The organism is Pseudomonas sp. PDM30 (assembly GCF_019218985.1).
Taxonomy (GTDB): Bacteria; Pseudomonadota; Gammaproteobacteria; order Pseudomonadales; family Pseudomonadaceae; genus Aquipseudomonas; species Aquipseudomonas jessenii.
Genome location: NZ_JAHUWM010000007.1, coordinates 93,404 through 114,539 on the forward strand (window position 1 = coordinate 93,404; position 21,136 = coordinate 114,539).

Sequence of the window (21,136 nt, forward strand, 5' to 3'; positions counted from 1 at the left end):
GGATGTCTGCCGGGATCGACAGAACAATCGGAACTCTAGACGATCAATTCCGCCAGACCAGGGAGACAGACCACCGGCAGCAACAGCACCTCAACGGTCGGAGCGCATCAACGCCTCGACGCCACCGGCCATCGACAACGTTGCCACGCGGTTTCTCCCCGAATGCTTGGCCTGATACAACGCCGCATCCGCCCGCTCGACAAACACATCCATGCTGTCACGCCCCGACGGCACGAACGAATAGCAACCAAGACTCACCGTCACGTAGCCATTGGGCGAGCCGGTGTGGCTGATGTTCTTGTCGATGACGCTGCGGCGGATCTGCTCGGCAATCGTCATGGCGCCGTGGATGTCGGTGTCCGGCAGCAGCACCGCAAACTCTTCGCCGCCGTAACGCACCGCCAGATCGGCCTTGCGGTGGCAGCAACTCTTCAGCGCGCGTGCCACTTCGGCCAGACAGTGATCCCCCACCACGTGGCCGTAGGTGTCGTTGTAGCGCTTGAAGTAATCGATATCGAGCATGATCAGGCTCAAAGGGCTCGCCTGCCGGGCGCCGCGCCCGAACTCGACGTCCAGCGCCCGCTCGAACAATCGGCGGTTGGCCAATCCGGTCAGGCTGTCGTGGGTGGCGATCAGCTCCAGCGCTTGCTGTGCCCTGCGCAAATCCGACTCGACCCGCTCGCCAACACGCACCTGATGCAGGAACACCCACCCGAACAGCCCCACGCCCAGCAATACCAGGGCAACAATGAGACTGGAGCGAAACGCCGTGTCGTACCAGCCCGCGAGAATGGATTCCGTGGACGACGCCGCCGTGACCACCAGCGGATACGCCTCCAGCTGTCGGTAACCGTAAAGGCGTGTCACACCATCGATGATGGATGTGAACATCGCATTGCCGGAGCTGGCCAATGGCAGGGACTTCTGGAAAATCTCGCTCTGGGCCAGCGACGTGCCAATCTGCGCCTCCACAAAAGGTCGACGCGCCAACAGCGTGCCATCGGTCAGGCCGAGAAACATCGAGCCGTTGTCGTCGAGGCTGAAGCTTTTGAAGAACTGGTCGAAGTACGACATCTTGATCCCGGCCAGCAATACGCCTTGGAAACGGCCGCTCTTGTCGTTAACCCGTTTGGAAACCGGAATGATCCACTCACCGTTTTCCCGACTGCGAATGGCTGGGCCGATATGCGCCACCGACGATACGTTCTGCTGGTGATACTTGAAGTACTCGCGATCGGCGACGCCGGGCCCCCGAGGCAGATTTTCAAACGAGGTCACCACCCACTGGCCCTTCTCGTCGAACAGCAGGATGCCGTGCAACTGATCCAGCGCCAGCACGCGCCGAGCGAAGGTCTGCTGCAAGCGTGGCCGTTGGTCCGGACCGAACCCGTCGACCTGAATCCAGTCCACCAGACTGGTCAACACCAGGTCGGCCTTCATGAAGGTGTCTTCGGCTTGCTGCGCCATGGCCCGCGTCAGGTTCGAAGACGCCACTTGCGCCAGGCTCAGGTCGTGGCGACGGGACTGTTCCAGTTGCAGGTAGAGCAAACCGCACAGACACAGGCACACCGTGGCAATGAACAATACCGCGGCCTTGCGCAGCGGTATGCGTTTCAATGCGATGCCAGGGGCGTGGTCCGGGTCGTTAAAGCGCGTGGGCAAAAGTTCATCCTGTCGGGGGCAAGGCATGGGCAACGACCCAAAGCCCTCAGTCTTCGGGTGGCGTAGTTTACGGGGTTATCCAGGACAAATGGGTGGCCACTTGCCCAGCGGTATCAAACCGCCCGTCGGTGCTGCCCGGACACAATGTCCGCACCCTGCCTGCGCTGCAAACATGACCCAGGGCAAGCGCTAGCTGTGCGTCAACGAGCTACGATTAGACAAACCTCAATACAGGGAATCGACATGAGCAAGGCAGACGAACTCGCCGCAAAATTGAAACAGACACGGCTGGCCAGCGCGGATCAGGCGATCGATGGCTGGCCGGGCCAGGTCTACGAACTGTATCAACGGATAGAGACCTGGCTACAACCCTTGACCGAAGCGGGCCTGATCCTGCGGCGCAACCCCACCCACGTCTTCGAGAGCCACCCCGATGGCGACGCTTGCGACTACGCCATCGACCAGTTGGTGATCACCGGCAACGGGCACAGCATTACCTTTGACCCGGTTGCACGCTTCACCGCCGACGGTGAGGGGCGGGTCGAGATCCACACAACAGACAACGAACTCGCCCTGTTGCGCACCGTGGACGAACACGGTGAAACACACTGGTGGCTACAAACGATCGAGCAGGCCACCACACAGCTGGACGCAGTGGCGCTGACTGAAACTGATCTGCTTGTCGTGGTGCAACAAGGGTTGGCGCTTTAGGGGCTAATGCCAGTCAGTTAAGTGTTTGAACACCGCAAATCTTGTGGGAGCGAGCTTGCTCGCGATGACGGTTGGACAGTCACGTAAGGGGTGCCTGACAGTCCGCTATCGCGAGCAAGCTCGCTCCCACAGGTTTCGTGTGTTAAGTGATCAGTAATACGCTCCGGCGCCCGTTTCCAGTCTTTCGTTACTGCTTGTTCTGCCCCGTCACCACCAGCGGTATCTCTGCGCGACGCAAGTCCAGAGCTGGCAATTTCGTAGGCTGACTCAAGCCCTGCAGCACCCTGGCATCGTAATCATAAATGTCGGGCTTGAACGTCACCCGCCCGTCATTGCTCAGGTCCACGGTCCAGTAAGCCAACAACACCGGCACTTTCACCGGTAGCGGGATGTTCTCGGTCCTGCCATTGGCCAACTGTTTTTGAATCCCGGCGCTGTTCCAGCGTACCGGGTCGTTAAACAACAGCTCGACCAGTTGCAAGGGGTTTTCCACGCGGATGCAGCCTGAACTGGTGGCCCGGACTGTCTTGGCAAACAGCTCGCGGTGCGGCGTGTCATGCAGGTAAATCGCATAGTCGTTGGGGAAGCGGATCACCACCTGCCCCAGCGAACTGTCGGGGCCGGCATCCTGACGCAGGTGGATGCCTCGCGGGTTGCTCCAGTCAACACTCGACGGATCGAGCACATTGCCTTCGCGATCCAGCACGCGAATCCGGTTGGCCGCCAGATAACCCGGATCGTTCTGGACTTTCGGAATCACGTCCTGCTTGAGGATGGTCGGCGGCACGGTCCAGGTCGGGTTGAACGTGATGTAGGTGATTTCGGCCTGGAATACCGGCGTACTGCGCACCGGCTTGCCGACTTGCACTCGCGAACGCCAGATCGGCAGACCGTCACGGTACATCGCCACCTTGTATCCGGCGATATCGACGATCACAAACGTGCCCTGCAGTTTGTACAAAAGCCACCGGGCGCGCTCCATGTTGACCCGCACCTGATCGATCCGCGCCTCGACCGGCACGTTCAGCGCCGCCAACGTCACCGCCCCCGCCACGCCATCGGCCCCCAGGTATTGCTCGGCCTGATACTTCTTCACCGCGGCAATGACCTTGTCGTCGTAACCGGCTTTTTTCGACAGGTGCGCGTCCAGGTAACCGCCCGCCACCAGACGCGCACGCAATTGAGCCACCGCCACCCCGTCCATGCCGGGCTTGAGCGATTGCCCTTCAGTGACTTTCGGCCAGCCGCCCGCATCATGGACCTGGCGCAACCGGGCCAGGCCTTCACGCAAATTGCGGTAAATCTCTTCCTGAGGAGGCGCATCGGCGAATGCACGCGCAACGTCATGGGCATCGAGGGCGGCGAACAGGTTGTTCATGTCCTCGTGGGCATTGCCGCCGGCAGGATCGAAATTCCAGTGAATGTCCAGCCGCGACGGATCGACTTTACCCCGGCGCAGTTGCAGCAGCGCGGTGATGAACGTGCGGGTCGCCGCCATATCGAACATCGCCCGTTGCGCCGTGGAAGGCATGGCAGCCACCAGCGACTCATGGGCCTGAGCCAGTTCGGTGATGCGGAAATCCGCCGGATTCAGGCCGTCGATCCGGGTGGCTTCGAGGCTCTTGAGTAATTGCGCCACGTCACGATCATCCGTCCACGCGGCGCGATAGTTGCGATGCATATAGAAATCCAGCACCACCCGACTGACATCCACACGCTGATGGCGCCTGGACGTGAGCAACGGCGGAAAGGCCGATCGCAGCGGTTCCAGGGTCGCTTGAATCGCTTGGCCGACCGCGTCGTCGGGCGCCGCGGCATCGATTGTGCTGCTCGCCGCAGATACCGGCTCAATCGGCGAAACTTGCCCAAACGCTGCACCGCTGATCAGAAAGCCCATAAAAAATATGCGGCTTATGACGAATGACCTTGTTAACTGCACCATGGATAATCCTTAATCCCCCGTTTCAAACGGCTAGTTTTCCGCTCGCTGCTAGACTCGAAATTATCATGATGAGACCCGACTATGGCGCTAATCCGCTTTGGCCTTTTATTTGCCATTTTACTGACGTGCCTTTCAGTAACGTCAGCCTACGCCGATTCGCTTGAAAACGCGCTGGTCAAAGCAGCACCCGGCGCCGACGCCAAAGTGATTGCCCTGGCCGTTCGTGCCACTCAATGCAGCCGTGCCCAAGGTGTCGCCCCCGCCCAACGACTGGCGGTGATCGATTACTCCCTGCCCTCGACCGAACAACGCCTGTGGGTCTTCGACCTTAAACGGCGCAAGTTGCTGTTTCACGAACTGGTCGCCCATGGCCGCAACAGCGGTGAAAACATGGCCACGCTGTTCTCCAACCGCAACGAAAGCCACGCCACCAGCATCGGTCTGTTCCGCACCCAGCAAAGCTACCTCGGACAGAACGGCTACTCGTTGCGCATGGAAGGCCTGGAGCCCGGCTTCAACGATAACGCCTTTGACCGGGCCATCGTCATTCACGGCGCGCCCTATGTCAGCCCGGTGCTGGCCCGCGCCAATGGCCGCATCGGCCGTAGCCTGGGTTGCCCGGCCGTCAGACCGGCGATTGCCCATCGGCTGATTGATTCGATGAAGGACGGGCAATTGTTGTTTTCCTACTACCCGGACCAACGCTGGCTGAAGTCGTCTTCCTACATCAACTGCAGCGGCGACACGGTGGCCTCAAGGGAAAAGTCCACTTCACGCCGGTAAGCGACGCCCAACCTGTCAAAACTGTAATCTTCGCCTCAGCCAGCTGAAAGGCACCGCCTGCTAGCCTCATCGACAAGTTCAACAGGCTGACGGGCGGAACAGACGGCATGCACTCCCACACTTCAAGACGCACCTTCGTCAAAGGCCTGGCCATCGGCGGGCTCTTCGGCGGCCTCGGGTTATGGCGCACGCCGGCCTGGGCAATCAGCAGTCCCGGCGAACCGCAGGTGTTGGCCGGTAATGATTTCGACCTGTTCATCGGCGAATCCCCGGTCAACTTCAGCGGCAACCCACGCACCGCGATGACCATCAACGGCGGCATCCCCGGCCCGCTGCTGCGCTGGCGTGAAGGCGATACGGTGACACTGCGGGTGCGCAACAGACTCAAGGACAGCACGTCCATTCACTGGCACGGCATCTTGCTGCCGGCCAACATGGACGGCGTGCCGGGGCTGAGCTTCAAGGGCATCGAGCCCGGCGGCATGTACGTCTACCAGTTCACGGTGCGCCAGAACGGCACCTACTGGTATCACAGCCATTCGGGGTTTCAGGAACAATCCGGCGTCTACGGCCCGCTGGTGATCGACGCCAAAGATCCGGAGCCGTTCCAGTACGACCGCGACTACGTCGTGATGCTCAGCGACTGGACCGACGAAGACCCGGTCGGCCTGATGAAGACGCTGAAAAAACAGTCCGATTACTACAACTTCAACAAACGCACCGTGGGCGACTTCATCCACGACGTCAGCGAAAAAGGCTGGGGGCCGACCGTCGCCGACCGCAAAATGTGGGCCGAGATGAAGATGAACCCCACCGATTTGGCGGACGTCGGCGGCGCCACTTACACCTACCTGTTGAACGGCCAGGCGCCGGATTCGAACTGGACCGGGGTGTTCCGCCCCGGGGAAAAGCTGCGGCTGCGCTTCATCAACGGCTCGGCCATGACCTACTTCGACGTGCGCATCCCCGGCCTGAAAATGACTGTGGTCGCCGCCGATGGCCTGTACGTCAAACCCGTGAGCGTCGACGAGTTTCGCATCGCCGTGGCGGAAACCTTCGACGTTATCGTCGAACCGACCGAAGCGGCCTACACCCTGTTCGCCCAAGCGATGGATCGCACCGGCTACGCACGGGGCACCCTGGCGGTGAAGACAGGACTGGTTGCGCCGCTGCCGCCACTGGACCCGCGCCCCCTGGTGACCATGGATGACATGGGCATGGGCGGCATGGACCACGGCAGCATGGCGGGCATGGATCACAGCAACATGGCTATGGGCGATATGCCCGGCATGCAGTCCCACCCGGCCTCGGAAACCGACAACCCGCTGGTGGACATGCAAGCCATGTCCACCTCACCGAAACTCGACGACCCCGGCATGGGCCTGCGCAACAACGGGCGCCGCGTACTCACCTACTCCGACCTGCGCAGCACCTTCGAAGACCCGGACGGCCGCGAGCCTGGCCGCAGCATTGAGCTGCACCTGACCGGCCACATGGAAAAATTCGCCTGGTCGTTCAACGGCGTGAAGTTCTCTGATGCAGAGCCGTTGCGCCTCAAGTACGGCGAGCGGCTGCGGATCGTGCTGGTCAACGACACGATGATGATGCACCCCATCCACCTGCATGGCATGTGGAGCGACCTCGAAGACGAAAACGGCCAGTTCATGGTGCGCAAACACACCATCGACATGCCACCGGGCTCCCGGCGCAGCTATCGGGTCACGGCCGATGCGCTCGGCCGCTGGGCCTATCACTGCCATCTCCTGTACCACATGGAAATGGGCATGTTCCGTGAAGTTCGCGTGGAAGAATGAGGTGCGCCCCATGATTCGATTCACCCCGGTTTTTTTCGCACTCGTGACCTCGACGGCAATGGCCGCCAGCGATGACATGCAAGGCATGGATCACAGCCAGATGGACCACGGCCAGATGCAAGGCATGGATCATAGCCAGATGAACCACGACCAGATGCAAGGCATGGACGAGGGCCAGATGCAGCCCGCCACCCCCAGCGAAAGCCGCACGCCGATCCCGGTGCTGACCGATGCCGATCGCGCTGCGGTGTATGCCGATCCCGCCGGCCACCACGTACATGACAGCACGCTCAACTCCTTTTTCCTCGCCGACAAACTGGAATGGCAGGACGCCGACGACGGCAGCACCCTGGCCTGGGACTTGTCCGGTTGGGTCGGCGGTGACATTGATCGCCTGTGGCTGCGCTCCGAAGGCGAGCGCACCAACGGCGTGACCGAGGACGCGGAAATCCAGGCCCTGTGGGGCCACGCCATTTCCCCGTGGTGGGACGTCGTCAGCGGCGTGCGCCAGGACTTCAAACCCGGTGCCCCGCAAACCTGGGCCGCGTTCGGCGTGCAAGGCATGGCGCTGTACAACTTCGAGGCCGAAGCCACGGCCTTCATCGGCGAAGGCGGTCAGAGCGCCGTGCGGCTGGAGGGCGACTACGACATCCTGCTGACCAATCGGCTGATCCTGCAGCCGACCGTCGAGCTCAACGCCTACGGCAAAAACGATCCGCAACGGGGCATCGGCGCGGGGCTGTCCAACACCGAGGCTGGCTTGCGCCTACGCTACGAAATCCGCCGGGAATTCGCGCCCTACCTCGGCGTGACCTGGAACCGCACCTACGGCAACACCGCCGACTATGCCAACGACGAAGGCGAGGACCGCAGCGAAACCCGCCTCGTGCTCGGTGTTCGGATGTGGTTCTGAACAGACTCACCCAAAACCAACAACAACCGCTTCGAGCGGTAAAGGACCTTGCATGCGCATCTTCAAACCCACCGCTATCGCAGTCGCGTTGCTCAGCGGCCTGCTTGTTAGCACCCTCGCTCAAGCGCACCCCAAACTACTCTCTTCCACCCCGGCGGAAGGCGTAGAAGGTGCATCACCCGACAAGATCGAACTGCACTTCTCCGAAAACCTCGTCACCCAGTTTTCCGGTGCAAAACTGCTGATGACCGAAATGTCCGGCATGGCCCATGCCCCGATGCCGGTCAAGGCCAAAGTCAGCGGCGGCAGCGATCCGAAGACCATGTTCATCATCCCGGCAGCGCCCCTGGCTGCCGGCACCTACAAGGTCGAATGGCGCGCGGTGTCGTCGGACACCCACCCGATCACCGGCAACGTCACCTTCAAAGTGAAATGATCGATGAGCGACTCGGCCAACGTCGTGCTGCGGTTTGTGTTGTATGTGGATTTGATGCTGTTGTTTGGCGTGGCGCTGTTCGGGCTCTACAGCTTCAAGGGACAGGAACGGCTATCCGGGACAGTCTTGCCCTTTCGCCGGTTATTGACGGGAACAGCCGGGCTCGGCGCGCTGCTGTCCATCGCCGGCATGGTGCTGATGGTCCGCGTCATGAGCGGTGAATCAGACGTTACCGAGTTGCGCCCTCACCTCGAAATGATGCTGTTCGAGACAGACGTCGGGTTGGCCTGGGCCGTGCGGATGATTGCATTAGCGGTCGCGGGTTTGGCGTTGATATTCAACCCACGCGCCCCCGGCATCAGCCTGGTGATCGCCGCCACGGCCGGCGGCATCGCCCTCGCCAGCCTGGCCTGGAGCGGGCATGGCGCCATGGACGAAGGCAGTCGCCGTTACTGGCATTTCGCTACGGACATCCTGCACCTGTTGGTGGCGGGTGTCTGGCTCGGCGCGTTGCTGGCGTTTGCGTTGATGGCGCAACCCCGGGCCCTGCAAACCGAAGCGCACATACGGTTGCTGGCTCACGCAGTCAGGCGATTTGAGCTTGTCGGTGCGCTGGTCGTTGTGATCATCACCGTGACGGGCGTGGTGAACTACCTCTTCATTGTCGGACCGAAACTCGATGAGGTTTTACTCAGCCGCTACGGAATTTTGCTGGCGATCAAAGTTCTGCTGTTTGCCGGGATGCTGGTGTTGGCGGCGCTGAACCGCTTCTATCTTGGCCCCTTGCTGGAGCGGTCGTTGCGAGAGGGCCAGTATCGCGTGGCAGCCCATGCACTTCGGCGTAGTGTGTGGGTGGAAATGGCCGCGGCGATATTGATTGTGGGGTTGGTGGCGTGGCTGGGTACGTTGAGCCCGGAAGTGGAGTGAGTCATCTTCAGGGGCGTTGATTTTTCACACCGGTGAAAGTTTCACTACACTCCCCTTTCAAAACCACTCCAGCACAAAAGCCCGATAACAATGACGAAAATCAAAAGAGCAATGATGCTCGGCGGCTTGCTCGCACTTTCCCTTGGCGTCCAGGCAGAACCTTCGCATCTGGACAGCGTCATGCAACAGGGACAACTTCGAGTCTGCACCACCGGCGACTACAAGCCCTACACCCTCAAAGCCGAGGACGGCGAATACTCCGGCATCGACATCGCCATGGCCCGAGCCCTGGCCGACAGCCTTGGCGTCAAGGTCGAGTGGGTGCCCACCACCTGGAAAACCCTGATGCCCGACATGCTCGCCGGCAAGTGCGACATCGCCATGGGCGGCATCTCGGTCACCCTGGAACGGCAGAAAAAAGCCTTCTTCAGTAGCATCCTGGACGTCGACGGCAAAATCCCGCTGGTGCGCTGCGAAGACCAGGCGCTGTACCAGACCGTCGAACAGATCAACCAGCCAACGGTTCGCCTGGTCGAACCCGCCGGCGGTACCAACGAAGCCTTCGTCCACGCCTTCCTACCCAAGGCGCAATTGAAGTTGCACGACAACGTGACCATCTTTCAGGAACTGCTGGATAAAAAAGCCGACGTGATGATCACCGACGCATCCGAGGCGCTGTATCAGCAGAAGCTCAAGCCGGGCCTGTGCGCGGTCAACCCCACCCACTACATGCAATACGGCGAAAAAGCCTACCTGCTGCCCCGCGACGACATCACCTGGAAGCTGTACGTCGATCAGTGGCTGCACCTGGCCAAGGCGACAGGCAACTACCAGAAGATTCTGCGCCAATGGCTGGCGGTGCCTGACGCCAAGTAACGGATCGTTTTTTTCGCACAACAAAGGGCGCCCCCAAAGGAGCGCCCTTCTTCATTGCGGAGCGCGTATCAATCGTCGTGCAGCAAACCTGAGCCGTATTCGCCAAAGCTATTGCCGAGCGCACTGCCATGGAAATTCATCTTGTCGGGATTGCTGCTGGTCGGCCCCGGGCCAAACCCGGCCGGCTGCACCGAGTCGGCCGAATAATCACGATGGGCGCTCACACCCGAACAGGCGCTCAACAACAAAGCACCGGCAAGCAGCGAGACTTTGACGAGGTTTGCGATCATTTTTTGATTCCTGTGGGTTGAAGCGCGGGGCATGGCGTTTGGCGGTCATCCTATGCCTCGTCTGTGCTGGGCAACATGAAACTTTGGAGGGTGACAGCGTTGGTTCAGGAACCGTGCGCACCTGGCGATCTCTCACATCCACTACCTTGTGGATCGACATTGTCCAATGCCCGATTCACCAACAACTCCCCCACCACCGCCAGTTGCTGAATCGACAGCGCCAAACTGCGTGTTGAACCTTCGAGCTTGCAAGCCAGGTCAGTGGTCAAGACGTTCAACGATGCAAGGGTTTCACAGGCGTGACAGAGGAGCGTTTCAGTGTCGACGTTGGGCAGAATGGTGAACACATGGCAGACGGGATCAGCGTGATTCGGATTTCGTAGACGTTTGCTGACAAAGCGATCATGGCCACCAGCTTGACCATGTCACTTGAAGAGATCAATCAACTGATGGAAAAAGCCTCGCTGCAACTTCCAGAAGACATGGACGACCGGCCGCGCTACTCGTATCAGGTGGTCTTGTTGGGTCTGTGGATACTCTCTGAGATTTGTGGGCAACTTCACCTGTTCAAAGCGATGCCTGAGTTGGATGCAGTGATTAAGTCGATAATCGAGCGGTATGGCGAGGATGGCGATGGCTATGTACAGAGTGAGATTGACTTGGTGCTGCAGAAGATCGCAATCATCGTGGCGATTTCGCGCAGCGCCCAGGAGCGCGGCGCCGGCCACGTGCATCTGACCGAGGGCCAACACTACTCAGTAACTCCCGAGTACCTGATTCTCGACCCGGTCCTGTCCCATGCCATTTACACGCGGTATTGCAATGTGGATGACCGCAGCGCGCCGGTGATCAGCAGCGGCGTACAGTTCGCCAAGCTGATCGTCGAAGAACCCTATTTTGTGAAGTGCGAACCGTATGCCGATATGGGGGGTGGCCGTGAAATGTTGTTCCTATCGTTGAAAATGCTGCAGGAAAAGAACATCGACATCAGCCTGCTCGGCTGGGGAGGTAACCATGGAGGCAATAACTTTAACTGAGCATTTCCAGCCGGCCCGAATCAAGCGCTCCCCAGTGCTCACCTGCTTCATGCAGTTGGATAAGAAATTGTTCAAATCCAAAGTGCCAAAGATAAACCTCTGCACTCATAACCATTGGTACAAAACGCCCTACGAACCGGACAGTGAGAAATCAGTACAGGCGGTGGGGGCCGCCCCGCATTACATCTACATGAACATCCTTAAGCTGCTTCGCGTCACCAGCAAAAACTGGAACAACACTAGCAGTGAGGGCGGCGAACACACCAATCTCAACTTGATGCAGCGGGTCTTTGCTCTTGACCACGAACTGGCCATGGCCAGGAAGTCGATAACAGGTGCGGTATGAATACGGCCTTCCTGCTAATGGCCCAGTACAATGGCCAGGCAATCATCCCGCTTGAGCGAGTCTGCGCTGACTATTTCAGCCATCTGACGCCGGAGAAAATGAAGCTCAAGGTCGCGGCTGGCCAGATAGACCTAACACTGGTGCCAATGGAGAGCAGCCAGAAATCCGCGCGAGGTGTCCACCTGTCTGACCTGGCTGACTACCTCGACGCTCAGCGCAGCAAGGCCAAGGCCGAGCACGAAAAACTGATGGGTCGAGGTATACACCGAGCATCTTAATGGGACATGGCCCCAATCACGGGGCCAGTTACAACTCTCTCCAACCACGGCCAATCCTTGTACGGGTCGCCATTCCCCCGCAGGTGCGTATAGCGTCGCATCGAGTTCCAATCTCGGTGGCCCGACACGCTGGCTACTTTCGGAATATCCCACCCCATTTCAAACAGCCGACTCACGCCATCATGGCGCAGGTCGTGAAAATGCAAGTCTTCGATTTCGAGGAAATGACAGGCCCGGGTAAAGGACGCGGATACGGATCTGGCATTATATGGAAACACCTCGTCGGCGATCTTCGGCATGGACCTCAATATCTTCCAAGCCTCGTCCGGAACATAACACCAAACATCGTTGCCATATTTCTGCCCAGGGTTCTTCATGTCGGTGATCAGCACCGACTGGCGAGCCTCGTCCATGGCGTCCCAACGAATCCGGGTGATCTCTTCCTGTCGACGCGTTGAGAACAGTGCGAAAGCAGTCACCCTGACCATGTCGATCTCTTGCTTACGACGCGCCCGCATATCGACAAAGTAGGTCAGGATTTTATCAAGCTCTTCCAGTGTGGGCCTACGGCCTCGCTCCTTGCTCTTTGATACGGCACCCATCTTGCGCAACACGCGGCGTGCGTCCGGCATGGCCATGGGGTCGATATCATATCCCCAGGCGGGTCGAGCAATAGATAACACTGCGCCAAAGTGTGCCAGGTCGTTACCCACGGTTTGCGGTTGAATGCCGTCGCTCTGCATCCGGTCGTTGGCGTACTCCACCAGCTTCTGGCTGGTGATGTCCTTATCTTCGAGCTTACCCAGCCAGGTTTCGCTGATAGCCTTGAGGGTGGCGCGCTTGGTCTTGCCCAGTGGCCGGAGTTTTTCATACTCCCCGAGGTAGCGCTCGATCATTTCCTTGACCGTCACGCCCTTACGGTTGGCCTTGGCAATCGCGCCAGGTTCGGCCATTTCCGTCTCGCGCCGCTTGATCCAGGCCTGAGCCGTGGTCTTACGGTCGAACGTCTGGCTTTCCTGATAAACTGTCACACCCTTTTGCATGATGCGAATCTGCGCGGTGTACGCTGCAGAGCCATCCTTGCGCTTGCGAACGGTGATTGATCCCATGGATTTTGCTACACGGCTGGTTTTAGTTGCTACATTGTAGCAACGACCATCCCAAAATAAGCAAAAACCGTAGCAAACAGTGGCAAATGAGAAGTAGCTAAATGCTGACTAAACCCGCAGAAAACCTAGAAATTCCAGCACATTCGGTATCCAGAAGGTTTTCTGTTGCGCCCATGATGGATTGGACAGACCGCCACTGCCGCTTCTTCCTGCGCCTGCTGTCGAAAAACGCCCTGCTCTACACCGAAATGGTCACTACCGGTGCCCTGCTCAACGGCGATCACGAGCGTTTCCTGCGGCACAACGAAGCCGAGCATCCGCTCGCGCTGCAGCTCGGTGGCAGTGTGCCGCTGGACCTGGCCGCGTGCGCGCGCATGGCGCAGGAGCATGGTTACGATGAGGTGAACCTGAATGTCGGCTGCCCGAGTGATCGGGTGCAGAACAATATGATCGGCGCGTGCCTGATGGGACATCCGCAGTTGGTGGCCGATTGTGTGAAGGCGATGCGTGATGCGGTGTCGATTCCGGTGACGGTCAAGCACCGTATCGGGATCAATGGCCGGGACAGTTACGAGGAGCTGTGTGATTTCGTCGGCACGGTGCGGGATGCCGGGTGCACCAGTTTTACCGTGCATGCGCGGATCGCGATTCTGGAGGGATTGTCGCCGAAGGAGAACCGTGACATCCCGCCCCTGCGTTATGACGTGGCAGCGCGGTTGAAGGCGGATTTTCCTGAGCTGGAGATTATCCTCAACGGCGGGATCAAGTCGCTGGAGGCTTGCCACGAACATTTGCAGACGTTTGACGGCGTGATGTTGGGCCGCGAGGCGTATCACAACCCTTATGTGATGGCCGAGGTGGACCAGCAACTGTTCGGCAGCGCGGCGCCGGTGATCAGCCGGGCTGAGGCGCTGGCGCAGTTGCGTCCTTATATAGCGGCGCACATCGCAGCAGGTGGTTCGATGCACCACATCACTCGCCATGTGCTTGGACTGGGAACCGGGTTCCCGGGAGCACGCAAGTTTCGGCAGTTATTGTCGGTGGATATTCACAAGGCCAAAGAACCTTTGGCCTTGCTGGATCAAGCGGCGGAGTTGCTTGAGGGGCGTTAACGGTTAGCCGCTGCCCTGCGACCAGGCTGCATGTCCTGCAGCCTGGTGCAAGTGTCAGAGCGCTGCAGCTTCGGTCCAGTCAACCCAACCGAATACCCACGTTGCCAGAATCAGCAAACCGAATCCGATCCGGTACCAGGCGAACAGGGCGTAACTGTGGCTGGCGATGAACTTGAGCAAACCACGCACGGCGATCATGGCGAAAAAGAACGCCGTCACGAAACCCAGCGCAAATACTGGCAGGTCGCCAGCCTGAAACAGATCCCGATACTTATAGCCTGAATACACTGCTGCACCGACCATGGTCGGCATCGCCAGAAAAAACGAAAACTCCGTGGCAGCCTTACGCGACAGGCCAAACAGCAACCCGCCGATAATCGTCGATCCGGAGCGCGAGGTGCCCGGGATCATCGCCAGGCATTGCGCGAAACCGACCTTGAGGGCGTCGGCCCAGCGCATATCGTCAACATGCTCGACAGACACCACATGTTCCCGCTGCTCGGCCCACAACATGATGATGCCACCCACCACTAATGCCACTGCTACAGTGATTGGATTAAACAGATACTCATGGATCTTATCGGCGAATAACACCCCCAGGACCACTGCCGGAAGAAAGCCGATCAATAGATTCAAGGTGAAACGTTGTGCATTGCGTTGAGTCGGTAAGCCGGTAACGATCTCGAGAATCTTGCGACGGAACTCCCAGACAACTGCCAGGATCGCGCCCAATTGAATGATGATGTTAAAAGCCATTGCTCGCTCGCCGCCGAAGCTGAGCAAGTCCGCGACAACAATCTGGTGCCCTGTACTTGATATCGGCAAAAACTCCGTCAGACCTTCGACCATCCCTAAAACCAACACTGATATGGTTGTCCAAAGATCCATTAATTCCTCCCTCAACGACAAATACCCATGCGTCGACTTCGCTCTGATTCAACGCCAACGCGAAAGTAAAGCGCATTAGACAAACTAATAAAACTCAATGTTATGAAATGTCCATGGTCAACACCACCAACATGAACGTTATATAACGGTTAATATTGGATAGCTCCGAGCCAAACAAGAGCAATCACTCGCACTTGAATCAACAAAGCCCTACTGCCTCATGGCACCCAATGAAAAAAATCAAGCCGCGGGAACTTTAGCGGCATCCACGGTCGTATTGATGCGAAAAACCGGGACATCGGGACAAAAGATGGCACAATGATATGACCTGTCAGCCCGCGAGATTCCAATAGGCCATCAGGCCTCTTGAGCCATTGGTAAGCAAACGATCACGTGAGAATCACCAGCAACGTTAAAAAAGGTAGCGACCGCTTGAAAAACGAGTGAAATGTTACCAATTGTCAGTCACAACCGAGAATGAGTGCTTTAACATTCAAATGCCAGCACCCAGCCGAGTCAAAGCATGATGCTTACAGGGAAAATAACGACTACAGACCACAGCTACGCGAAGGAGGAGAAAGGTATTCTCACCGTTGGGCGAACCCACACGCTAGCTGAGGGCTTTAGGGAATTAGTCGCAAGCCACGTAGGCAAGGATATTGCCGTTGATGCAATGTGCTATAGCAACTCATTCAAAAGAAACAAGAATACTGATTCATACCGTGCAATTTTTATCGTAATCGACAGCCCTCAAGCATTTGTTGAAAGCCTCACCACGGTAGAAAATATTCGCGCCGAAAATCTGGCGTCAATAATTTTCGTAGCCATCACCGGTAGAGGCACCTACAACAAGATGAAGTATTACTTTGCCGGGGCCGACTACTGTATTAATTGCGATACTTTTGCAGACAAAAAGTCTGACGTACTGTCCGAATTTTTTAACAGTCCAGAATGGCAAAAAAAGCATAATCTGCTTTTGGACCCCACTCGCATGTGCCTGATTGGCGAGTATAAAAAACTGGATGTATCGTTTGCAGAAATGAAAATTCTTGAGGCTTTTTCTCAGACCAAAAACCAAATATTGAGCCATGATGAAATCGCCAGGATCATGGGGCTGAATATAAATTTTTATGACCCAAGAGCCTTGGAAAAGTCGATCAGTCGCCTTCGCGGCAAAATAAAAGGCATGTATGGAACCAACGCCATTCAAAGTATCCGTGGGCATGGATATCGTTTAATCAGGGGTCTGATCTCGACAACCTGATTCTTAATGTAAAAGGGAGTTTCTGTTTTATGAACGCAACAGGGAGCGTGCGATTCTACGATCACGCAGAGCATTACCTGTCTCGACAATTGATCCTCACTCGGGATGACTGCCCGTTTGCCAGCGAGATCAGAATACATTTTGACGATTCTGCTTCCGCGCCCTGCGCGCCAGAGGCGTATCAGATGAGTGGGATCTACAGTGAAGTACTGATGCAAACCAGGCTGATTGCGTTCTCACTAAAAGATCGCGACACCACTAACGGGAGCAAGTACTTAAGCCGTAGTTTTGTTTGCGTAAAACAGTCGGACCTCGCCAACTCTGCGCTCACGGAAGAGTTGATACAGTCCGGCGCTGCTCTGCGCGAATTTGGCCAGACACTGGTTATCGCGCTCAATGAACTACCCCTCTCGGCAGTCAGCTTCGCAGAAAAAAAGAAAATCCTTCATAACGTGTATCTATTGAAAGATCACGGCATAGAAATCGCGCTCGACGATTACAACATCGATGATGAAAGTATCGAAATCTTTACAACCCTGAATCTATTCGACTATATAAAGATTTCCACTTCCTCTCTAGACTTGAGTCTCAAGCTCAGCGGCAATCCAGAATTATTCAATCGCCTCCACGAACGCATGACCATGCTCACTCACAACACAAAAGTCTCCTTTATAGCGGACAGAGTCGAGCATGCTGCCAGCCATATACTGGCACGTGCGCTGCCCTTTGATTACTTCCAAGGGAGCCATTACTCCCCCGCCGACAACCTTTAAATCAACACCCAGATGTGCAAATCAGGAGAGAGCCATGGATAGCAGCACAAACCTCCCTAGAAAATACTTTGTCGTGGTTACTCACAACCCCGCACTACAACTAGAGCTTGAGGCATTACTGACCAGCAAGCGATATAACAGTTACGGCACGTCACAGGCAAAGATGTTTTATGAAGGCGTTGCCCCACCCACTTCTGCCCCCAAGCTTATGGAATTTATTTCCCCGCAGGTAGCCAAGATGGTTCCTCCGGTTATCAAGCATGATACCCAGCGCATCCTTTCGACGTTCAAGTCCGAATGGCAAGCAGTCCAATCCGTAACGAAATTTACTCACTTCACATCAACTGCGGACAACGCCAGAGATGACACCAGGGAATGCGTCTCCCAGGCGTCCAAACCGCACGCTCCACTGACTGAAACCTGGCGACTGAGCGATGCCAACGGCGCGCTGACCAAAGATGGCATGGAGATTGCGTTGACTGGCCTGGAGGCCACGCTGCTGAAAAAAATGCTGCACCATGAAGATCGCGTGGTCAGCAAGGACGATCTTATCCGCAGCATCGGCAGAGAACCTGAACACTATCGGGGTCTCGAAATGTGCCTGAGCCGACTACAGGAAAAGTTTAAAAACGCCAGCAACGGCGAACGTCTTTTCCGTGCAGTAAGGAATCGTGGGTACTGCCTGATACAAAAAATCGTGCGCGTAAAAAAATCAGCCTGAACCATTCAGGCGTTCGCCCTGGCAGTGCAATACAACAATAAAAAAGCACGCCAATTTATCTCCCCCCCTCTCCACCCGCCCCCCTTTTAAAAAGCCGTGTTAATAAAGTTGAATCCAGACTATTTCTAACGCCACTCTCGCCCAGATATATCAACCATATACACCGCCCTCTCGTTAAAAGTCGTCAGACAGTGCTCCCCCTAATAACTTAATCTATCCATTGATGACGGCGCCGCCCTCTTGGCGTTTCGATCATCAATGCTCCGCCATCTAATATGAACAATAACTCTTATTTCATTAATTTTGGCTTTTGTCTGTCGAAACGCGAATGGACGTATTTTGGGGATAACGTATGGTTAACAATCTTCGTATCAATCGAAATACCACTCTCAAAGGACTGACCTTCTGGGGACAGTGGGCTCTTGGCCTGGGCTTTGTTGTTGCCCTATTGTTAATACTGGTTTATTACAAGACGGGTACGGTTGAGTTCTATTATCGAGTATGTGCAACCCTTACTGTACTTGCATCGGTTCCAGCCTATTCCTGGTGTGGCGTCTACGCCAAGAAGGACAACTACCTGGAGGGTCTGGTAAGACTTCTGATGGGTTGGTCAATGACACTGGCAGCGCTGGCTATTGTCGCCTTCCTCTGTAAGGCCAATGAACTGTTTTCTCGTCAAATCATTCTGATATGGGCTATCTGCAGCTACCTCGGGCAGGCGCTGTTGTACGTCCCACTGCATGGTTTTTCGAAGTACTACCAACGGGCGCTTCAAGTTGAGCGCAGAACGCTGATTGTGGGTACTGGCGAACTGGCACTGGGACTGGCTAACAAGCTTCGTGCCCTCGAGCACTTCCCATTGGTCGGCCTGGTAAGCTCCGACACCACTCCTTTGCTGGAGACCGGCGCACCACCGGTTGTAGGCCCGCAAGAGGAACTGCTCGAACTGATCAAGACTCATGACATCCGACGTCTGTACATCACGCTTCCCCTGAGCGAAGCGGTACAAATCGAAGAAATGTATGTCGACTTGCTGGATGCCCACGTCGATGTTGTCTGGGTCCCGGACTTGAACAGCCTGACGCTGCTCAATCACTCGGTCAGTGATGTGGATGGCATGCCGGCAATCCACTTGATTGAATGCCCGCTTTCCAGCCAACCCACTGCCGCATTGAGTAAAAGCCTGTTCGATAAAAGCGTGGCTCTGATGGCCATTATCGCTCTAAGCCCGTTACTGTTGATCATTGGCCTGGCCGTCAAATTCACCTCCCATGGTCCGGTATTTTTCAAACAGGACCGCCACGGGTGGAACGGAAAGGTCATCAAAGTCTGGAAGTTTCGATCCATGCGCGTGCACGACGATCACGAGGTGAAGCAAGCCAGTCGTAACGACTCGCGGATTACCCCGATCGGGCGCTTTATCCGTCGCACTTCCATTGACGAGTTGCCGCAGCTGTTCAATGTATTGCAAGGTCATATGGCGCTGGTCGGACCTCGCCCTCATGCCGTTGCGCACAACAACTACTACTCCGGCAAGATTCTCGCCTACATGGCTCGCCATCGAATCAAACCGGGAATCACCGGGCTGGCTCAAATCAACGGTTGCCGCGGCGAGACCGACACCATCGACAAGATGCAGAAGCGCGTCGAGATCGACCTCAAGTACATCAATAACTGGTCGTTGTGGCTGGATGTGAAAATCCTGGTGAAGACGCCGTTCACCTTGCTGTCAAAAGACATTTATTGAGGGGACGCCTGCAGGCTAACCAGGGGACGCAAGCCATTTACCCAGTGCGCTTGCGCCGTCACTAGTGGCTGGGTTTTCCCAGCCATGCCTGCAACTGCACCAACACCGGCAGGTTGTTCTGCTGTCGACTCTCGTGGCGATACTCATCGCCAACTTCTTTTAAGTCTCCGCTCGATACCGTACGGCTTTTTGACCAGGTTCAGGGCGATATCGACACGCCCGGGCTTACCTTCAGGCAGGCGCAACGGCAGCAGTTGACCGCTAAAAAGTGGATACCGGGTAATCGCGTGACGACAAACACCGTATTAGCGAACGGGAGCGTCAGCCATGGCGTAAAGCTGCGGCCCTGGCCGAGACCGCTGCTTTCCTGGTGCTGCGACAAAAGCTTAATGCCTACTGGGGAGGGGGAACTAAGACGACGGCAATTGACCTTGTTGCCAGGCGGTATCTGTTGATTGGCAGGCCGGGAGCAACGCTCCGTGTCAATGCTTACTGATACCAACCAAGGGCATGCTGATTCTTTGCTCACGTTGCAGCAATGTCATCAGGAGCAACACTCGCTGCTCGCCCTCCATCGCCAGGAAGATCGCTTCCACATCGACAAAAGGCCCCTCATTGATACGCACCCGCTCTCCACAGGCAAACCGAGCCTCCACAGGGGCTCCGCTATCGTGCTCATGAAGTTGTGCGATCAAGTCATCACCTACGGGTACCGGTTTGCCTCCAAAACTGACAATTCGCAATACACCGCGAGTAGAACGCAAAGGCGCCCAACTCTCACCTAAGCCGAGCTGGATAAACAGATAACCCGGAAACAGCGATTCGCGAACAACCCTCCTGCGCCCCTGCATATCACGCTCGCGCCGATGCGTAGGGCGAAAACAGGTATACCCCTGGTTAACCAGATTGATCTCTGCACGCTCGTCCTGGCTCGCCTTGCATTGCACCAAATACCATGCGCTAGAGGTGAGACTCTCAGGCAAGGTCATTTGAACAGCCGAAGCACTATGGATGGACACAATCAGCCCCTTCTGCACCTGTGTGGTCAAGTAGCTCCGTGGTTTTCTCATCGATCTTGCGACGAATTTCTCCCAAGGATGGAAATGCACCTGAAAAACGGAGTTGGCCGATCATGGAAACGTAACCCTTCAAAAACATACGAAACTTATTAGCAATACAGGAACGCTAGTGAACCCTTCGCCCAAGGCAAAACCCCGAACATCATTAGCATCAAATTACGTATCAAGACGTTTAACACACTCCAATACAGGACAACACAAAAAAGCCAAAAACGTTAAAATCCGTCAGGCAAGAACCAACAATGTTATTTAACTGTTATTTAATATCTGGCTTTATGTATGGAATTTTTTTTGCCATATGCTTTCAATACTCGCGTGGCATTTAATGGTTGATGTTGTCGTGGGTTGCCAGTTATGATTTTTAGCATAGCAACTGTCAAGCACACTCCAAGTCCGGATTCCAGCAGGCCAGAGTCTTCGCAGTCAAA

21 protein-coding genes and 1 pseudogene are annotated in these 21,136 nt (G+C 56.5%); 15 read left to right on the forward strand and 7 right to left on the reverse strand.

What is annotated here, in order from left to right:
- Positions 1 to 90: 90 nt before the first annotated feature.
- A complete protein-coding gene (locus KW840_RS17845; protein ID WP_218496583.1) occupies positions 91 to 1,662 on the reverse strand; it encodes a GGDEF domain-containing protein in 1,572 nt (523 codons plus the stop codon).
- 243 nt (positions 1,663 to 1,905) lie between these two features.
- Here KW840_RS17845 and KW840_RS17850 point away from each other — a divergent pair, with 243 nt between their 5' ends.
- Positions 1,906 to 2,373 carry a hypothetical protein gene (locus tag KW840_RS17850; RefSeq protein WP_218496591.1) on the forward strand — a complete coding sequence of 156 codons (468 nt, stop codon included), beginning with the start codon at positions 1,906 to 1,908 and terminating at the stop codon, positions 2,371 to 2,373.
- A 187-nt stretch (positions 2,374 to 2,560) separates the two neighbouring features.
- Here the strand turns inward: KW840_RS17850 and KW840_RS17855 are convergent, their stop codons facing one another.
- The gene (locus tag KW840_RS17855; protein ID WP_218496593.1) at positions 2,561 to 4,315 is read right to left on the reverse strand and encodes a murein L,D-transpeptidase; all 1,755 of its coding nucleotides are present in this window, start codon (positions 4,313 to 4,315) and stop codon (positions 2,561 to 2,563) included.
- Positions 4,316 to 4,396: 81 nt separating this feature from the next.
- Between KW840_RS17855 and KW840_RS17860 the strand changes: the two genes are divergently transcribed.
- From KW840_RS17860 to KW840_RS17885, 6 genes are all read left to right on the forward strand, one after another.
- Complete coding sequence (locus KW840_RS17860; protein WP_057715601.1) at positions 4,397 to 5,098, forward strand: murein L,D-transpeptidase catalytic domain family protein; 702 nt, start codon at positions 4,397 to 4,399, stop codon at positions 5,096 to 5,098.
- A 107-nt stretch (positions 5,099 to 5,205) separates the two neighbouring features.
- Entirely contained in the window at positions 5,206 to 6,912 is a 1,707-nt protein-coding gene (locus KW840_RS17865; protein WP_218496595.1) for a copper resistance system multicopper oxidase, read from the forward strand.
- Between the two features lie 10 nt (positions 6,913 to 6,922).
- Positions 6,923 to 7,825, forward strand: coding sequence for a copper resistance protein B (locus tag KW840_RS17870; protein ID WP_218496597.1), 903 nt, complete (start codon positions 6,923 to 6,925; stop codon positions 7,823 to 7,825).
- Between the two features lie 52 nt (positions 7,826 to 7,877).
- The gene (gene copC / locus KW840_RS17875; RefSeq protein WP_090454177.1) at positions 7,878 to 8,261 is read left to right on the forward strand and encodes a copper homeostasis periplasmic binding protein CopC; all 384 of its coding nucleotides are present in this window, start codon (positions 7,878 to 7,880) and stop codon (positions 8,259 to 8,261) included.
- Between the two features lie 3 nt (positions 8,262 to 8,264).
- A complete protein-coding gene (copD, locus tag KW840_RS17880; protein WP_218496599.1) occupies positions 8,265 to 9,188 on the forward strand; it encodes a copper homeostasis membrane protein CopD in 924 nt (307 codons plus the stop codon).
- A gap of 90 nt (positions 9,189 to 9,278) precedes the next feature.
- Entirely contained in the window at positions 9,279 to 10,064 is a 786-nt protein-coding gene (locus KW840_RS17885; protein WP_218496600.1) for a transporter substrate-binding domain-containing protein, read from the forward strand.
- Positions 10,065 to 10,132: 68 nt separating this feature from the next.
- On the opposite strand, the gene KW840_RS17890 is transcribed toward KW840_RS17885, so the two are convergent.
- Both KW840_RS17890 and KW840_RS28565 read right to left on the reverse strand, forming a co-directional pair.
- Entirely contained in the window at positions 10,133 to 10,354 is a 222-nt protein-coding gene (locus KW840_RS17890) for a hypothetical protein (protein ID WP_150812485.1), read from the reverse strand.
- A gap of 104 nt (positions 10,355 to 10,458) precedes the next feature.
- Positions 10,459 to 10,755 (reverse strand): annotated as a pseudogene (locus tag KW840_RS28565) (DUF6124 family protein); the annotation flags it as partial.
- Between the two features lie 3 nt (positions 10,756 to 10,758).
- Between KW840_RS28565 and KW840_RS17895 the strand changes: the two are divergent.
- From KW840_RS17895 to KW840_RS17905, 3 genes are read left to right on the forward strand one after another with little or no spacing between them, the layout of a single operon-like run.
- Positions 10,759 to 11,391 (forward strand): hypothetical protein, encoded by a 633-nt coding sequence (locus KW840_RS17895; RefSeq protein ID WP_218496608.1) that lies wholly within the window; start codon positions 10,759 to 10,761, stop codon positions 11,389 to 11,391.
- Complete coding sequence (locus KW840_RS17900) at positions 11,369 to 11,737, forward strand: hypothetical protein (RefSeq protein ID WP_218496611.1); 369 nt, start codon at positions 11,369 to 11,371, stop codon at positions 11,735 to 11,737. Before KW840_RS17895 ends, KW840_RS17900 begins: the two co-directional genes overlap by 23 nt.
- The gene (locus KW840_RS17905; protein WP_218496613.1) at positions 11,734 to 12,015 is read left to right on the forward strand and encodes a pyocin activator PrtN family protein; all 282 of its coding nucleotides are present in this window, start codon (positions 11,734 to 11,736) and stop codon (positions 12,013 to 12,015) included. The genes KW840_RS17900 and KW840_RS17905 overlap by 4 nt, the downstream gene beginning before the upstream one ends.
- On the opposite strand, the gene KW840_RS17910 is transcribed toward KW840_RS17905, so the two are convergent.
- The gene (locus tag KW840_RS17910) at positions 12,012 to 13,124 is read right to left on the reverse strand and encodes a tyrosine-type recombinase/integrase (RefSeq protein ID WP_218496622.1); all 1,113 of its coding nucleotides are present in this window, start codon (positions 13,122 to 13,124) and stop codon (positions 12,012 to 12,014) included. The genes KW840_RS17905 and KW840_RS17910 overlap by 4 nt on opposite strands.
- Positions 13,125 to 13,225: 101 nt before the next feature.
- On the opposite strand from KW840_RS17910, the gene dusA reads away from it, so the two are divergent.
- Positions 13,226 to 14,236 (forward strand): tRNA dihydrouridine(20/20a) synthase DusA, encoded by a 1,011-nt coding sequence (gene dusA / locus KW840_RS17915; protein ID WP_218496623.1) that lies wholly within the window; start codon positions 13,226 to 13,228, stop codon positions 14,234 to 14,236.
- Positions 14,237 to 14,290: 54 nt separating this feature from the next.
- Here the strand turns inward: dusA and KW840_RS17920 are convergent, their stop codons facing one another.
- A complete protein-coding gene (locus tag KW840_RS17920) occupies positions 14,291 to 15,124 on the reverse strand; it encodes an undecaprenyl-diphosphate phosphatase (protein WP_218496625.1) in 834 nt (277 codons plus the stop codon).
- 523 nt (positions 15,125 to 15,647) lie between these two features.
- On the opposite strand from KW840_RS17920, the gene KW840_RS17925 reads away from it, so the two are divergent.
- From KW840_RS17925 to KW840_RS17940, 4 genes are all read left to right on the forward strand, one after another.
- The gene (locus KW840_RS17925; RefSeq protein WP_218496628.1) at positions 15,648 to 16,388 is read left to right on the forward strand and encodes a winged helix-turn-helix domain-containing protein; all 741 of its coding nucleotides are present in this window, start codon (positions 15,648 to 15,650) and stop codon (positions 16,386 to 16,388) included.
- A 29-nt stretch (positions 16,389 to 16,417) separates the two neighbouring features.
- Positions 16,418 to 17,161 (forward strand): EAL domain-containing protein, encoded by a 744-nt coding sequence (locus KW840_RS17930; protein WP_057715618.1) that lies wholly within the window; start codon positions 16,418 to 16,420, stop codon positions 17,159 to 17,161.
- A 34-nt stretch (positions 17,162 to 17,195) separates the two neighbouring features.
- The gene (locus KW840_RS17935) at positions 17,196 to 17,882 is read left to right on the forward strand and encodes a winged helix-turn-helix domain-containing protein (protein ID WP_218496631.1); all 687 of its coding nucleotides are present in this window, start codon (positions 17,196 to 17,198) and stop codon (positions 17,880 to 17,882) included.
- A gap of 352 nt (positions 17,883 to 18,234) precedes the next feature.
- On the forward strand, positions 18,235 to 19,629 hold the full coding sequence (locus KW840_RS17940; protein ID WP_090454165.1) for an undecaprenyl-phosphate glucose phosphotransferase: 1,395 nt from the start codon (positions 18,235 to 18,237) through the stop codon (positions 19,627 to 19,629).
- A gap of 482 nt (positions 19,630 to 20,111) precedes the next feature.
- Here the strand turns inward: KW840_RS17940 and rfaH are convergent, their stop codons facing one another.
- Positions 20,112 to 20,618, reverse strand: a complete 507-nt coding sequence (gene rfaH, locus KW840_RS17945) for a transcription/translation regulatory transformer protein RfaH (protein ID WP_154863131.1) — start codon at positions 20,616 to 20,618, stop codon at positions 20,112 to 20,114.
- Between the last annotated feature and the right edge of the window lie 518 nt (positions 20,619 to 21,136).